The sequence below is a fragment of the Marivirga sp. genome (genome assembly GCF_035704835.1).
Classification (GTDB): domain Bacteria; phylum Bacteroidota; class Bacteroidia; order Cytophagales; family Cyclobacteriaceae; genus Marivirga.
In genome coordinates, this window is the sequence record NZ_DASSWQ010000072.1 from 95,789 (window position 1) to 111,898 (window position 16,110).

The 16,110-nt window shown below is 36.4% G+C and carries 14 protein-coding genes and 4 tRNA genes; 16 read left to right on the forward strand and 2 right to left on the reverse strand.

Going from position 1 to position 16,110, the window contains the following annotated elements; all coding sequences use genetic code 11:
• Positions 1–714, reverse strand: coding sequence for a UMP kinase (pyrH, locus tag VFM92_RS12120; RefSeq protein ID WP_325122492.1), 714 nt, complete (start codon positions 712–714; stop codon positions 1–3).
• An 84-nt stretch (positions 715–798) separates the two neighbouring features.
• A complete protein-coding gene (locus VFM92_RS12125; protein WP_325122493.1) occupies positions 799–1,299 on the reverse strand; it encodes an acetyl-CoA carboxylase biotin carboxyl carrier protein subunit in 501 nt (166 codons plus the stop codon).
• 339 nt (positions 1,300–1,638) lie between these two features.
• Here VFM92_RS12125 and VFM92_RS12130 point away from each other — a divergent pair.
• The 16 genes from VFM92_RS12130 (at position 1,639) to rpsG (ending at position 16,110) form a co-directional block, all read left to right on the forward strand.
• Positions 1,639–1,720: transfer RNA gene (locus tag VFM92_RS12130), tRNA-Tyr, on the forward strand.
• Between the two features lie 77 nt (positions 1,721–1,797).
• A tRNA-Gly gene (locus tag VFM92_RS12135) sits at positions 1,798–1,870 on the forward strand.
• 98 nt (positions 1,871–1,968) lie between these two features.
• Positions 1,969–2,040: transfer RNA gene (locus VFM92_RS12140), tRNA-Thr, on the forward strand.
• Between the two features lie 62 nt (positions 2,041–2,102).
• The gene (gene tuf / locus VFM92_RS12145; RefSeq protein ID WP_325122494.1) at positions 2,103–3,290 is read left to right on the forward strand and encodes an elongation factor Tu; all 1,188 of its coding nucleotides are present in this window, start codon (positions 2,103–2,105) and stop codon (positions 3,288–3,290) included.
• Positions 3,291–3,404: 114 nt separating this feature from the next.
• Positions 3,405–3,477: transfer RNA gene (locus VFM92_RS12150), tRNA-Trp, on the forward strand.
• Positions 3,478–3,498: 21 nt separating this feature from the next.
• Entirely contained in the window at positions 3,499–3,690 is a 192-nt protein-coding gene (secE, locus tag VFM92_RS12155) for a preprotein translocase subunit SecE (protein WP_325122495.1), read from the forward strand.
• Positions 3,691–3,711: 21 nt separating this feature from the next.
• Complete coding sequence (gene nusG / locus VFM92_RS12160) at positions 3,712–4,263, forward strand: transcription termination/antitermination protein NusG (RefSeq protein WP_325122496.1); 552 nt, start codon at positions 3,712–3,714, stop codon at positions 4,261–4,263.
• A gap of 4 nt (positions 4,264–4,267) precedes the next feature.
• Positions 4,268–4,711, forward strand: a complete 444-nt coding sequence (gene rplK, locus VFM92_RS12165; protein ID WP_325122497.1) for a 50S ribosomal protein L11 — start codon at positions 4,268–4,270, stop codon at positions 4,709–4,711.
• Between the two features lie 12 nt (positions 4,712–4,723).
• Entirely contained in the window at positions 4,724–5,422 is a 699-nt protein-coding gene (gene rplA, locus VFM92_RS12170; protein ID WP_325122498.1) for a 50S ribosomal protein L1, read from the forward strand.
• Position 5,423: 1 nt separating this feature from the next.
• A complete protein-coding gene (gene rplJ / locus VFM92_RS12175; RefSeq protein ID WP_325122499.1) occupies positions 5,424–5,954 on the forward strand; it encodes a 50S ribosomal protein L10 in 531 nt (176 codons plus the stop codon).
• 48 nt (positions 5,955–6,002) lie between these two features.
• Positions 6,003–6,377, forward strand: coding sequence for a 50S ribosomal protein L7/L12 (gene rplL, locus VFM92_RS12180; protein ID WP_325122500.1), 375 nt, complete (start codon positions 6,003–6,005; stop codon positions 6,375–6,377).
• A gap of 171 nt (positions 6,378–6,548) precedes the next feature.
• Positions 6,549–10,421, forward strand: coding sequence for a DNA-directed RNA polymerase subunit beta (gene rpoB, locus VFM92_RS12185; protein ID WP_325122501.1), 3,873 nt, complete (start codon positions 6,549–6,551; stop codon positions 10,419–10,421).
• Between the two features lie 51 nt (positions 10,422–10,472).
• Positions 10,473–14,771 (forward strand): DNA-directed RNA polymerase subunit beta', encoded by a 4,299-nt coding sequence (gene rpoC, locus VFM92_RS12190; RefSeq protein WP_325122502.1) that lies wholly within the window; start codon positions 10,473–10,475, stop codon positions 14,769–14,771.
• A 37-nt stretch (positions 14,772–14,808) separates the two neighbouring features.
• The gene (locus tag VFM92_RS12195; protein WP_325122503.1) at positions 14,809–15,135 is read left to right on the forward strand and encodes a DUF3467 domain-containing protein; all 327 of its coding nucleotides are present in this window, start codon (positions 14,809–14,811) and stop codon (positions 15,133–15,135) included.
• 126 nt (positions 15,136–15,261) lie between these two features.
• Entirely contained in the window at positions 15,262–15,636 is a 375-nt protein-coding gene (gene rpsL, locus VFM92_RS12200; protein WP_013455147.1) for a 30S ribosomal protein S12, read from the forward strand.
• 6 nt (positions 15,637–15,642) lie between these two features.
• Positions 15,643–16,110 (forward strand): 30S ribosomal protein S7, encoded by a 468-nt coding sequence (rpsG, locus tag VFM92_RS12205; RefSeq protein WP_325122504.1) that lies wholly within the window; start codon positions 15,643–15,645, stop codon positions 16,108–16,110.

Below are 16,110 nucleotides of genomic sequence, written 5' to 3' on the forward strand. Positions count from 1 at the left end.
TTATTTTTCCGAATTTATAAGTGTTCCAACTTTTTCTCCATTTATGAGGTCGTATAAATTACCTGCTTTATTCATGTCAAATACAATAATAGGCAAATTGTTTTCTTGGCAAAGTGTAAAAGCCGTCATGTCCATCACATTCAATCCTTTTTCATATACTTCTTGGAATGAGATATTAGTGTATCGGACAGCATCAGCATTTTTCTCGGGATCGGATGTGTAGACACCATCCACTCTAGTACCTTTTAATACAACATCAGCTTCTATTTCAATCGCTCTTAAGCTCGCGGTTGAATCAGTTGTGAAATATGGATTTCCTATTCCGGCACCGAAAATTACTACACGCCCTTTTTCTAAATGTCGAATAGCTCTTCTTCTTATGAATGGTTCGCAAACTTGCTCCATATTAATGCCTGACATTAACCTTGTAAACATGCCATGGTTTTCTAAAACACCTTGAACAGCCATTCCATTAATTACAGTGGCAAGCATCCCCATATAATCCCCTTGTACTCTATCAATTCCGGCACCTTCGGCTTGAATTCCTCTAAAAATATTTCCACCACCAATAACGATTGCAATCTCTATACCCTGGTCATGTATTCTTTTAATTTCTTTTGCATATTGATTCAATCGTTTGGGATCAATACCATACCCTTCATCACCCATAAGGGCTTCACCACTTAATTTCAATAGAATGCGTTTGAATTTCATAAGTTCAATTGTTGCTGTCCCTTTTTAAAAAATATATTTTCTTATTAATAAAATCAATTCCACTTTTTAATATAAATCAATTTATTAAAATTGAATAATCAATTGATTTTTCTCTACACTGTCACCTTTTTTGGCTTTTATTTCTGAGATAGTACCATCACCAGCTGCTTTAATAACATTTTCCATTTTCATAGCTTCCAATATTAGCAACGGATCTCCTTTTTTAACCTCATCGCCTGGGGCTACCATTATATCGATAATAAGCCCTGGCATTGGAGCCTTCAAATCATTAAGTTGATTTTGATCTAAGTCACTAATTCCCATTTCCTCTAAAAGTAAATCCATTTTATCTTTTAGCTCCAATTCAATTATTTTACCATTTAGTTGTAATTTGAAAGTTTTGCTTTCGTAGTCTACTTCAACTAAATGGGCATTAAAAGTTTGGTTTTGATGAATAATATGAAAGGATTGGTTGTCGGTTTTACTTATGTCCCAATCAACTAGTTTATCATCTATGAATATGTTGCCGCCTTTTGTGGAAAGCTGATATTCTTTTTCGGATTGACTGAATTTTATTTCGTACATAATTAAAATTTAACACGAAGATAGGAACACATATTAAATTTTACACATTTCACTTTAAAATTAGTGGTTAGGAGGAGATTTTTTTCAACTTTGTTGTTAAGAATTATGGTAAAAGTTGATACTTGATAAATAGTACACTTAATTTGTCTGTTATTTGAAATTATTCTCAAATTAAAAATAATCATAAAGGACTGATTACCAGTAGTTAGTAATTACAATAAAATTAAGATTGAAAAAAACTAATCTTTTTTGGCAGTAAAGTTTGATAAAATATAAAATCCATATAATTTTGCACTTCCTAAAACGAAAAGGATTTAGGGAATGCTTATTGAAACCAATGGGGGAATACCAAAGCGGCCAACTGGGACGGACTGTAAATCCGTTGTCTTCGACTTCACAGGTTCGAATCCTGTTTCCCCCACATTGTAATTTTCAGCTTTGTTGAAAATTGCACTTTGAAGAGAGCAAGCTTATTTTAAGCGTTGTCCTTCATGAAAAGCGGGAGTAGCTCAGTTGGTAGAGCGGCAGCCTTCCAAGCTGCAGGTCGCGGGTTCGAGCCTCGTCTCCCGCTCTATAATACAATAAGCATTTCGGTGATAAAAAAAGGCAGAACGGAAACGTCACTGCCTTTGTTAGGATGTGCTTGTAAAGGGCACTGAATGATTTCAAGCCGATGTAGCTCAGGGGTAGAGTGCTTCCTTGGTAAGGAAGAGGTCGGGGGTTCAATTCCCCTCGTTGGCTCAATCAGTGTTATTGAATAAATATATTATATAAATTTTAACTAAACTGAGGATTTTTCAAATATGGCTAAAGCAACCTTTGACCGTTCGAAACCACACGTGAATATCGGGACAATCGGTCACGTGGATCATGGTAAAACTACATTAACTGCTGCAATCTGTAAAGTATTGTTTGATAAAGGATTTGCAGAGATGAGAGACTTCTCATCAATTGATAACGCTCCTGAAGAGAAAGAAAGGGGTATTACAATTAACTCATCTCACGTTGAGTATGCAACTGCTAACCGTCACTACGCACACGTTGACTGTCCAGGTCACGCGGATTACGTAAAGAACATGGTTACTGGTGCTGCCCAAATGGATGGCGCTATCTTGGTAGTTGCGGCTACTGATGGTCCAATGCCACAAACTCGTGAGCACATTCTTTTGGCTCGTCAGGTAGGTGTTCCTGCTGTTGTCGCTTTCTTAAATAAAGTAGATTTGGTTGACGATGAGGAGTTATTAGAATTAGTTGAAATGGAAGTAAGAGAATTACTTTCTTTCTATGACTTCCCTGGTGATGACCTTCCAGTTGTTCAAGGTTCTGCCTTGGGTGCTCTTAACGGTGAAGCTGAATGGGTAGCAAAAATTGATGAGTTAATGCAAGCTGTTGATGATTATATTCCATTACCAGAGCGTTTAACTGATAAAGATTTCTTAATGCCAGTTGAGGATGTATTCTCTATTACTGGTCGTGGTACTGTTGCTACAGGTAGAATCGAAAGAGGTGTTATTAACTCTGGAGACCCTGTTGACTTAATCGGTATGGGAGCTGAAAACTTAAAGTCTACTGTGACTGGTGTTGAAATGTTCCGTAAAATATTAGATAGAGGTGAAGCTGGTGATAACGTTGGTCTTTTGTTAAGAGGTATTGAGAAAGCTCAAATCAAAAGAGGTATGATTATCTGTAAGCCAGGTTCTGTAACTCCACATGCTCATTTCAAAGCTGAGGTTTACGTTCTATCAAAAGATGAAGGTGGACGTCACACTCCATTCTTTAACAAGTATCGTCCACAGTTCTATTTAAGAACTACTGACGTAACTGGTGAAATCAAACTTCCTGAAAACGTAGAAATGGTTATGCCTGGTGATAACGTTACTATTGAAGTAAACTTGATTAGCAAAATTGCTTGTGAAAAAGGTTTACGTTTCGCTATCCGTGAAGGTGGTAGAACAGTAGGAGCTGGTCAGGTAACTGAAATCTTAGACTAGTACATAAAGTATTTATAATATTAAACGATGCGCTCTCGAATATTTCGGAGCGCATTTGTTTCTTATAAAACTTTTATCTACCTTTGCAGACCGTTTTGGGTTGCATTGGTAAATACGGGTGTAGCTCAATTGGTAGAGTAGTGGTCTCCAAAACCATTGGCTGGGGGTTCGAGTCCCTCCACCCGTGCAATATTAACACATTAAAAAGATGCAAAAATTAAGCTTATTCTTAAAAGATTCGTGGTCAGAAATGCGATACAAAGTAACATGGCCACCTTACAGCAAACTCCAAAATAGTTCTATTTTGGTGTTGGTCGGTGCTTTAATTTTCGCCCTTTTAATAGGTGTTATTGATTTGGCATTTGATAATGCAATGGAATGGTTTTATAATGCATTTTAGCATTTAAGATATATTGAGATAATGTCAGAATTTAAATGGTACGTTTTAAGAGTAATTAGTGGACAAGAGAAGAAAATTAGAACTTATCTTGAAAACGAAATTGCGCGACAAAAAATAGAAGAATTTATTCCTCAAATTCTTATACCTACAGAAAAGGTATATGAGATGAGGAATGGTAAAAAACGTGTTAGGGAAAAGAATTTCTTTCCTGGATATGTTTTCGTATCAGCAGATATATCTCAAGGAGAAGCGCATCACGTAATCACAAGTATTCCAGGAGTAATTGGATTTCTTGGTGGACAGGGTGATGAAAAAGAACCGGTTCCTTTAAGACAAAACGAAGTGAATCGCATACTAGGGAAGGTTGACGAAACTGAAGAGATGGATGAGAAACTGACTACTCCTTACATTATAGGAGAATCAGTGAAAGTGATGGATGGACCGTTCAGTGGTTTTACCGGCTCTGTAGAGGAAGTATTTGAAGAAAGAAAAAAACTAAACGTAATGGTGAAAATCTTCGGAAGAAATACTCCAGTGGAATTAAATTACATGCAAGTAGAAAAAACAGAATAGCAAGATGGCTAAGGAAATAAGTGGATATCTGAAATTACAGATTAAAGGAGGGGCAGCAAACCCGTCACCTCCAGTAGGTCCTGCGTTAGGTAGTAAAGGACTTAACATTATGGAGTTCTGCAAGCAATTTAATGGAAGAACTCAAGATAAAGCTGGGCAAGTATTGCCAGTGGTAATTACAATATATAAAGATAAATCTTTTGATTTTGTAATTAAAACTCCTCCAGCTCCAGTACTTTTATTAGATGCTTCAAAAAAGAAGAAAGGTTCTGCTGAGCCGAATCGTATTAAGGTAGGTACTGTAACTTGGGATCAGGTTAAAGAAATTGCTGAGACCAAAATGACTGATTTAAATGCTTTTAAAATTGAATCAGCTATGCGTCAGGTTGCAGGTACTGCTAGAAGCATGGGTATAAAAGTTACAGGGACTGCTCCTTGGAAATCTTAAAAAATAGGTATAATGGCAAAGCTTACTAAAAATCAAAAAATTGCAGCTGGGAAATTTGATGCTACTAAAGTGTATGCTTTAGATGAAGCTTCTTCTCTAGTTAAAGAAATTACAACTACCAAGTTTGATGCTTCAGTTGACCTAGATATAAGATTAGGAGTTGACCCAAGAAAAGCTGACCAAATGGTTAGAGGTGTTGTGGCACTTCCTCACGGAACTGGTAAAGATGTTAAAGTTTTAGCATTAGTAACTCCTGACAAAGAGCAGGAAGCTAAAGATGCAGGAGCTGATTATGTTGGTTTAGATGACTACATCAAGAAAATTGAAGGTGGTTGGACAGATATCGATGTTATCGTAACTATGCCTACTGTTATGGCAAAAGTAGGTAGGTTAGGTAAGGTGTTAGGACCAAGAGGTCTTATGCCGAATCCGAAATCAGGAACTGTTACACTTGATGTAGGAAAAGCGGTCCAAGAAGTAAAGTCAGGTAAAATTGATTTTAAAGTGGACAAGTTCGGAATTATTCATGCTAGTATTGGTAAGGCTTCCTTCTCGAAAGAGAAAATTACTGAGAATGCTAATGAATTAATTCAAACTTTAGCGAAGTTGAAACCAGCTTCTTCTAAAGGTACGTATTTCATGAGTATGACCATGTCATCTACGATGAGCAAGGGAATCTCAATTGATAAAAACTCTATAGCTGGAATTTAATATGAATAAAAACGAAAAAGGACAACTTATAGAGGAACTTACAGAGAAATTTGCTGAATATCCGCATTTTTATCTGGCTGATGGTTCAGGAATGACTGTTTCTCAAACTAACACCTTTCGTCAACTTTGTTACGAAAAAGGTCTTGAGTATAAAGTAGTTAAAAACTCTTTAATTCAAAAAGCATTAGAGAAACAAGAAGGAGATTACTCTCAAATTTTTGAGGCATTGAAAGGTTTCTCTGGAATTCTATTTTCTCCAGAAGTGGGTAATGTACCTGCTAAGGTTATTAAAGAATTTCATAAGAAAAACAATATTGATAAGCCTTTATTCAAAGCGGCTGCTATAGATACTGATATTTATGTAGGTGCCCAACACTTAACGCCATTAAGCGAGCTTAAATCTAAGAAAGATATGCTTGGCGATATAGTTGGTCTATTACAATCACCTGCTAAAAATGTTATTTCTGCGTTACAAAGCGGAGGTCACACTGTTTCAGGCTTAGTAAAAGCGCTTGGAGAAAGAACACAATAATTAACAAATTACAAGAACAAAAATCATTAAAATTTAAATAAAACAATCATGGCTGATATCAAAGCAATTGGAGATCAATTAGTAGAATTAACAGTAAAAGAAGTTAATGAACTTGCTGATTACCTTAAAGAAACACACGGTATCGAACCTGCTGCAGCAGCAGCGCCTGTAATGGCAGCTGGTGGTGGCGGAGGAGATGCAGTAGAAGAAAAAACATCTTTTGATGTTATTTTAACTTCTGCTGGTGCTGCTAAATTACAAGTTGTTAAAGCTGTTAAAGAATTGACAGGTTTAGGCTTGAAAGAAGCAAAAGAATTAGTTGACGGTGCTCCAAAAGCAGTAAAAGAAGGAGTAACTAAAGACGAAGCAGAGGCGCTTAAAAAGCAACTTGAAGAAGCTGGAGCAGAAGTAGAATTGAAGTAATAAGTTGATCCTGAAAGGGTTAACTGATTTCTGCCCAAGAAATTAGGCCTGGTCCCCATGAATGAAAAATCATTTTTGGGGTCAGGTCTTTTCCTGTTTGTACTAATTTATCACGCAGGATAGTGCAAAATAGCACACTATAGATTTACAAAACTTTAAATATTCAGAGCCTTGGCTAATATAAATCAATCTGAAAGAATCAATTTCTCGTCTATTAAAGCAGTAATTGATTACCCTGATTTCCTTGATGTTCAACTCCAATCTTTCCAGGATTTTTTCCAATTGGAAACTCCTGCTGAAAAAAGAGCTGAAGAAGGAATTTTTAAAGTATTTCAAGAAAATTTCCCAATCTCAGATTCCAGAGAGAATTTCGTTTTGGAATTTGTTGATTATCTAGTTGACCCACCAAAATATGATATTGATGGTTGTATCGACAGGGGACTTACTTATTCTGTTCCTCTTAAAGCAAAGCTTCGTTTGATTTGCAATGACGAGGATAATGAAGACTTTGAAACAATTGAGCAAGAAGTGTTTTTAGGAAACATTCCTTATATGACAGAAAAAGGTTCATTTATTATTAATGGAGCTGAACGTGTCATTGTATCTCAATTACATAGATCACCTGGTGTTTTCTTTGCTCAAAGTAAACACACCAACGGAACCAAACTTTATTCAGCAAGAATTATTCCTTTTAAAGGTTCTTGGATTGAATTTGCGACTGATGTGAATAACGTCATGTATGCATATATTGATAGAAAGAAGAAATTCCCTGTTACAACTTTGTTACGTGCTATCGGATATGGTTCTGATAAAGACATATTAGATCTCTTTAATCTTTCTGAAGAAGTCGATGGTACAAAAGCAGCTCTTAAAAAAGTGATCGGAAGAAAACTTGCAGCTAGAGTACTAAAAACTTGGACTGAAGATTTCGTGGATGAAGATACAGGTGAAGTGGTATCTATCGATAGAAATGAAGTTCTTTTAGAGAGAGATTCTGTAATAGAAGAAGAAGATATTGACTTAATTATTGATGCCGGTGTTAAATCCATCATTCTTCATAGAACTGATGTGAATATCACTGATTACAGCATTGTTTATAATACATTACAAAAAGATAACTCTAACTCAGAGAAAGAGGCTGTTGAACAGATTTATCGTCAACTTCGTAACACGGAGGCTCCTGATGAAGCAACAGCTAGAGAAATTATCCAAAATTTATTCTTTTCAGAAAAAAGATATGATTTAGGTGAAGTTGGTAGATATAGAATCAACAAAAAATTAGGTTTAGATATTGATGCTGAAACTATGGTGTTAACTAAAGTGGATATCATCCACATCGTAAAATACCTAATTGGTTTGATCAACTCTAAAGCTATTGTAGATGATATTGACCACTTAAGTAATAGAAGAGTTAGAACAGTAGGGGAGCAGTTATATGCTCAGTTTGGTGTTGGTTTAGCCAGAATGGCTAGAACAATCCGTGAAAGAATGAACGTTAGAGATAATGAAGATTTCAAGCCTGTTGATTTGATCAACGCTAGAACATTATCTTCGGTTATTAACTCATTCTTTGGGACCAATCAGCTATCTCAATTTATGGATCAAACGAATCCATTATCTGAGGTAACTCATAAAAGAAGAATGTCAGCCTTGGGACCTGGTGGTCTTTCTAGAGAAAGAGCTGGTTTTGAGGTACGTGATGTTCATTACACTCACTATGGTAGATTATGTACCATTGAAACTCCTGAAGGTCCAAACATTGGTTTGATTTCTTCATTGTGTGTTCATGCTAAAGTAAACGGTATGGGATTCATTGAAACTCCATACAGAAAAGTTGAAAATGGCAAAGTGGATATGAGCGGTAATGTTTTATATCTTACTGCAGAAGAAGAAGATGACCATAACATTGCTCAGGCAAATGCACCTATCGATGATTCAGGTAAATATCTGAACGATAGAGTTAAAGCAAGATTTGAGGGTGATTTCCCTGTTTTAGAGCCAAAAGAGCTTTCTTACATGGATATTGCACCTAACCAAATTGTTTCGGTTGCTGCTTCCATGATTCCTTTCTTAGAACATGATGATGCGAACAGAGCTTTGATGGGTTCAAACATGCAGCGTCAGGCAGTTCCATTATTGAGACCTGAAGCTCCAATTGTGGGTACAGGTCTTGAAGGTCGAGTTGCTAGAGATTCTAGGTCAATGATTGTGGCAGAAAAAGACGGAGTTGTAACTTTCGTTGATGCTACAAAAATTGTCATCAAGTATGAAATGAACGAAATGGAAGAGTTGGTTTCCTTTGAAGATGATGAGAGAGTTTATGACTTGATCAAATTCAGAAGAACTAACCAAAATACAACTATCAATCTTAGACCGCTTGTTTACAAAGGGGATAAAGTTAAAAAGAACCAGATTCTTTGCGATGGTTATGCGACTGAAAAAGGTGAATTAGCAATTGGTCGTAACATGAAGGTAGCCTTTATGCCATGGCAAGGTTACAACTTTGAGGATGCGATTGTAATTTCTGAAAGAGTAGTTAGAGAAGATATATTTACTTCTATTCATATTGAAGAATTTGAATTAGAAGTGAGAGATACTAAGCGTGGCGAGGAAGAATTAACATCTGAGATTCCAAACGTTAGTGAAGAAGCAGTGAAGAACCTGGATGAGAACGGTATCATAAGAACTGGTACTGAAATCAAAGAAGGTGATATCCTTATTGGTAAAATCACGCCTAAAGGTGAAACAGATCCAACTCCTGAGGAAAAACTTTTAAGAGCAATCTTTGGAGATAAAGCAGGTGATGTTAAGGATGCTTCAATGAAAGCTTCTCCTTCTTTAAGAGGTGTTGTGATTGACACTAAACTTTTTGCAAGACACAAAAAGGATAAGGACGGAAGAGCTGATGCTAAGAAGGAAGTAGTAACCTTGGCGAAAGAATATAGCCGTCAGTTGCTAAAATTAAGAAATCTTAAGATTGATAAATTAGCTACTTTGCTTGAGGGTAAAACCAGTCAGGGAATCAAACATAAGTTTGGTGACGAGATCATGAGCAAGGGTGTGAAATTTACAAGAAACAACATTGAAAAGAACTTATTCCCTGAGAAAAATATTTACAGAGATGAAAGTAACTACAATGTTCCTGAAGAGGTAAACTTGATTTCTGATTTAATCCTTGACAACTGGACTAATGATGAGAACACTAATAATCTCATTGTTGATTTAGTTAGAAACTACAATAAGAGAAGAAACGAGATAGCAGGTAAATTCAAAAGAGAAAGATTCACTATTGAGGTAGGGGATGAATTGCCGGCAGGTATTGTTCAGCTTGCAAAAGTTTATGTTGCTAAGAAACGTAAACTGAAAGTAGGGGATAAAATGGCGGGTCGTCACGGAAACAAAGGTGTTGTAGCCAAAATCGTTCGTGATGAAGATATGCCATTCCTAGAAGATGGAACACCGGTTGATATTGTATTGAATCCGTTAGGTGTACCTTCAAGGATGAACATTGGTCAGATTTATGAGACCGTGTTAGGATGGGCTGGACTGAAGTTAGGTAGAAAATATGCTACACCAATTTTTGATGGAGCTACTTCTGATGAAGTTTCTGCAGAGCTAGCGGAAGCTGGATTACCTGAATTTGGTAGAACTCACCTATATGATGGTTTAACAGGAGATATGTTTGACCAAAAAGTAACAGTAGGTGTTATTTACATGCTGAAATTAGGTCACTTAATTGATGACAAGATGCATGCTCGTTCTATAGGACCATATTCATTAATCACACAACAACCATTGGGTGGTAAAGCTCAATTTGGTGGTCAGCGATTTGGTGAAATGGAGGTTTGGGCATTAGAGGCATTTGGTGCTTCTCACGTTCTTCAAGAGATTCTTACAATCAAATCTGATGATGTGATTGGTAGAGCTAAAGCCTATGAAGCTATTGTTAAAGGTGAAAATATGGGTAAACCAAATATTCCTGAATCATTCAACGTATTGGTTCACGAATTAAGAGGTTTAGCATTAGAAATCACTTTAGACTAATTTCAATTGTTTTATCGGGGCTTTAACCGGCCCCATTTAGATACATTTATTATGGCGTTCAAAAAAAATAAAAAAATTAACACTGACTTTTCCAAAATCACCATTAGTTTGGCTTCTCCAGAATCTATTCTGGAAAGCTCTCATGGTGAAGTCACTCAGCCTGAAACCATCAACTACCGAACTTATAAGCCGGAAATGGGTGGTCTATTCTGTGAAAGAATATTTGGACCTGTTAAAGACTGGGAATGTCATTGTGGAAAATATAAAAGAATCAGATACAAAGGCATCATCTGCGATAGATGTGGTGTTGAAGTAACTGAGAAAAAAGTTCGTAGAGAGAGAATGGGCCACATCGAATTGGTTGTTCCTGTTGCTCATATTTGGTATTTCAAATCTTTACCGAACAAAATCGGATATCTTTTAGGCTTACCAACTAAGAAGCTTGATCAGATTATCTATTACGAAAGATATGTTGTAATCCAGCCGGGAACCAAAGAGGAAGACGGTATTGCATACATGGATTTCTTAACAGAAGATGAATATTTAGATATTTTAGATAAACTTCCTGCAGAAAATCAGAAGTTAGACGATGACGATCCAAATAAATTCATTGCCAAAATGGGTGCTGAAGCATTGGATATGTTATTAAGCAGAATCCAGCTGGATGAACTTTCTTACGAATTAAGACACCAGGCAGCTACAGATACTTCTCAGCAAAGAAAAGCAGAAGCTTTAAAAAGACTGAGAGTTGTAGAAGCATTCCGTGATGCTAGAACAAGAATTGAAAACCGTCCAGAATGGATGATCATCAGAATGGTACCTGTTATTCCACCTGAATTGAGACCTTTAGTGCCTCTTGATGGTGGTAGATTTGCTACTTCTGATTTAAATGATTTATACAGAAGAGTTATTATCAGAAATAACCGTTTGAAGAGGTTGATCGATATCAAAGCTCCTGAAGTTATCCTTAGAAATGAGAAAAGGATGTTGCAGGAAGCGGTAGATTCATTATTCGATAACTCAAGAAAAGTAAATGCTGTAAGATCTGATGGAAACAGAGCCTTAAAATCACTTTCAGATATGTTGAAAGGAAAGCAAGGTAGATTCCGTCAAAACTTATTAGGTAAGAGGGTTGATTATTCTGGTCGTTCAGTTATTGTAGTAGGGCCTGAGTTGAAAATGCATGAATGCGGCTTGCCTAAAAATATGGCAGCCGAGCTTTTCAAGCCTTTTATTATTAGAAAATTAATCGAAAGGGGAATTGTTAAAACGGTTAAATCTGCTAAGAAGATTGTTGACAGAAAAGACCCTGTGGTTTGGGATATTTTGGAGAACGTGATGAAAGGACATCCTGTATTATTGAACAGGGCTCCAACACTTCACCGTTTAGGTATTCAAGCTTTCCAACCAAAATTGATTGAAGGTAAAGCAATTCAGTTACACCCATTAGCGTGTACTGCATTTAATGCCGATTTTGATGGTGACCAGATGGCGGTTCACGTTCCTTTAGGACATGAAGCTATTTTGGAAGCATCTACTTTAATGCTTTCTTCTCATAATATTTTGAACCCTGCAAACGGGGCACCAATTACTGTACCTTCTCAGGATATGGTTTTAGGTTTGTATTATGTATCTAAGGGTAGAAAATCTACAAAAGAAGAACCAGTTTTAGGGGAAGGTAAAAGCTTCTACAGCTCAGAAGAAGTGATTATTGCCATCAATGAGAAAAAAGTTTCGAAACATGCCAATATCAAATTAAGAACTAAAGTTCGAAATTCTGATGGCGAACTTGAAACTAAGTTAATTGATACAGTTGCTGGTCGTGTTATTTTCAATGAGTGTGTACCTGAAGAGGTAGGTTATATTGATCAGTTATTGACCAAGAAAAACCTGCAAGGTATCATTGCGCACGTTTACAAAATTGCAGGTTCTGCCAAAACAGCCAACTTCTTAGATAATATAAAAGAATTAGGTTTCCAGAGTGCCTACAAAGGTGGTTTATCAATGGGACTTGGTGATATTATGGTTCCTGAAGTTAAAGATACTTTAGTGGAGCAGGCCAAAGAAGAAGTTGATGCAGTTTGGAATAACTACTTGATGGGTCTTATTACAGATAATGAGCGTTACAATCAGGTAATTGATATTTGGACTAGAATTAACTCTCAATTGACAAATACTCTAATGCAACAATTAGAGGAAGATAATCAAGGATTTAACTCTATCTATATGATGATGCACTCTGGAGCTCGTGGTTCAAGAGAGCAGATACGTCAGTTAGGTGGAATGAGAGGTCTGATGGCTAAGCCACAGAAAAATTTAGCTGGTTCAGTAGGTGGTATTATTGAAAACCCAATTTTATCAAACTTCCGTGAAGGATTAGATGTAATTGAATATTTCATCTCCACTCACGGTGCTAGAAAAGGTCTTGCAGATACAGCACTGAAAACTGCCGATGCAGGTTATTTAACTAGAAGATTGGTGGATGTTGCACAGGATGTTGTCGTAAATGAAGTTGATTGTGGAACTTTAAGGGGATTGAATGTTTCTGCATTGAAAGATAATGATGAAGTTGTTGAATCACTTTATGAACGTATTCTTGGTAGAGTAAGTGTACACGATGTTTATCATCCACAAACAGAAGAATTAATCGTAGAATCAGGTGAAACTATCACCGATGATATTTGCGATAAAATTGATGAAGCTTTAATTGAAGAAGTTGAAATTAGATCTGTATTAACTTGTGAAACTCGTCAAGGAGTTTGTAGTAAGTGTTACGGAAGAAACTTAGCAACTTCTAAAATTGCTCAGAAAGGTGATTCAGTTGGTGTTATTGCAGCACAATCTATTGGTGAGCCTGGTACACAGCTGACACTTAGGACCTTCCACGTTGGGGGTACTGCTTCTAACATTGCTGTTGAAGCTACAATCAAAGCTAAGACTGGCGGTATAGTAGAGTTTGAAGATTTAAGAGCCATTCAATCTACTGATGATGAAGGCGAATCTAGAACAGTGGTAATGGGTAGGTCAGGTGAGATTAAAATAATCGATCCGAAAAGCAAAAAGGTGTTGATGAGTAATCACGTACCTTACAGTGCGACACTTAAAGTTAAAGAAGGAGAGAAAGTTGAAAAAGATCAAGAATTATGTTTCTGGGATCCATATAATGCTGTAATTCTTTCAGAATTTGAGGGTGTAACTGAATTCGATAGTATTGAAGAAGGTATCACTTACAAAGAAGAATCTGATGAGCAAACAGGTCACAGAGAGAAAGTTATTATCGATACTAAAGATAAAACTAAAAACCCTGCTGTAATTGTTAATACCAAAGGGCAAGATCCTAAAACGTATAACATTCCAGTTGGAGCTCACTTGTCAGTAGATGAAAATGCTAAGATTAAACCTGGTCAGATTTTGGCTAAAATTCCAAGATCTACAAGTAAATCTAAGGATATTACAGGGGGTCTTCCTAGAGTAACAGAGTTGTTTGAAGCAAGAAATCCTTCAAACCCTGCTGTAGTTTCTGAGATTGACGGTGTTGTAACTTTTGGAGGAATTAAAAGAGGAAACAGAGAGATATATATTGAGTCTAAAGATGGTGTAAAGAAAAGATACTTGGTATCACTTTCTAAACATATTTTGGTTCAAGATAATGACTTTGTGAAAGCGGGTTATGCCCTTTCTGATGGCGCAACAACCCCTTCTGATATTTTGTCAATTAAAGGACCAACTGCTGTTCAGGAATATATTGTGAACGAAATTCAGGAAGTTTACCGACTACAAGGTGTGAAAATTAATGATAAACACATTGAAGTGATCGTTAGACAAATGATGCAAAAGGTTCAAGTATTGGAGTCAGGAGACACCACTTTCTTACCTAATCAAGTAGTAGATAGATTTGTTTTCAGAGAAGAAAATGATAGAGTATTGAACATGAAAGTGGTTACTGATGCAGGTGAATCACCTAATTTGAAACCAGGTCAAATCATTTCAGCTAGAAAACTAAGAGATGAAAATTCTACACTGAAAAGAAAAGACTTGAAATTGGTGAAAACTAGAGATGCAGAACCTGCAGTTTCTAAACCAACACTTCAAGGTATCACCCAATCTTCATTAGGAACTGAAAGCTTTATTTCAGCTGCTTCCTTCCAGGAAACTACTAAAGTTCTTAGTGAAGCATCTATTAGAGGTAAGGCAGATCATTTATTAGGTCTGAAAGAGAATGTGATTGTAGGACATTTAATCCCTGCAGGAACAGGCTTAATCGATTGGACTGAAATGATTGTAGGTTCTAAAGAAGAACTTGATAATATCAAAGAAAGTAAAGTAACTGAAGAGAAGACTGAAGCTTAATTCAGTCTTTCTTCTAAAAATAAATCCAACATATAAAATGGAGGAAAAAAAAGGAAATAAGAAACAGCAAAACCAAATTAATATTGAACTTCCTGAAGATGTTGCGGAAGGAGTTTATGCTAATTTGGCAATGGTTGCTCATTCTAATAGCGAATTTGTGATTGATTTCATCAGGTTGATGCCGGGTGTGCCAAAAGCAAAAGTGAAATCTAGAGTTGTAGTCACTCCAGAGCATGCAAAAAGGTTGCTGAATGCATTGAAGGACAATATTAACAAGTACGAAAGTAATTTTGGACCTATAAAGCAGTCAGAGGAAGCACCAAAATTCCCTATGAATTTTGGGTCAAATGTTGGAGAAGCTTAAGCTTATTCCTTATAAATTAGGACTTTGTGAAAATAATTAATCAGATGTGTTTGGATAATGCATCTGATTTTTTACCTTTGCAGTCCTAAAAATCTCAAGTAGTAATAGAAGATAAAGTTATAATAAATGCCTACTATACAACAATTAGTTAAAAAGGGTAGAAAGAAATTGACTTCAAAGTCAAAGTCTCCTGCTTTGGATTCTTGCCCACAAAGAAGGGGTGTATGTACTCGTGTTTATACCACCACTCCAAAAAAGCCTAACTCAGCAATGAGAAAAGTGGCTAGGGTTAGGTTGACCAATCAAAAAGAAGTAAACGCATATATCCCTGGTGAAGGCCATAACCTACAAGAACACTCTATAGTGTTAATTAGGGGTGGTAGAGTTAAGGATTTACCTGGTGTGAGATATCACATCATTAGAGGTGCGTTGGATACTGCTGGTGTAAACGGCCGTACTCAGAGAAGATCAAAATATGGAGCAAAAAGACCTAAGAAATAAAAGACGATGAGGAAAGCAAAACCTAAAAAACGATACATTCTTCCAGATCCTAAATTTGGAGATACTTTAGTTACAAAATTTGTTAACTATTTAATGGTTGACGGTAAGAAAAGTATTGCTTACGGCATTTTTTATGATGCATTGGCTTTAGTTGAAGAAAAAACAAAGGAGAATGGCTTAGAAATTTGGAAAAAAGCTTTAGCTAATATTTCTCCAGCAGTTGAGGTGAAAAGTAGAAGAGTAGGTGGAGCAACATTCCAGGTGCCGTTAGAAGTACGTCCTGAAAGAAAGGTTTCTCTTGGTATCAAATGGATGATTACATTTGCTCGTAAAAGAGGTGAAAAAACAATGATGGAGCGTTTAGCTGGTGAAGTCATTGCTGCTTCTAAGGGTGAAGGAGCTGCTATCAAAAAGAAGGATGATACGCACCGTATGGCTGAAGCAAATAAAGCATTTTCACATTTTAGATTTTAA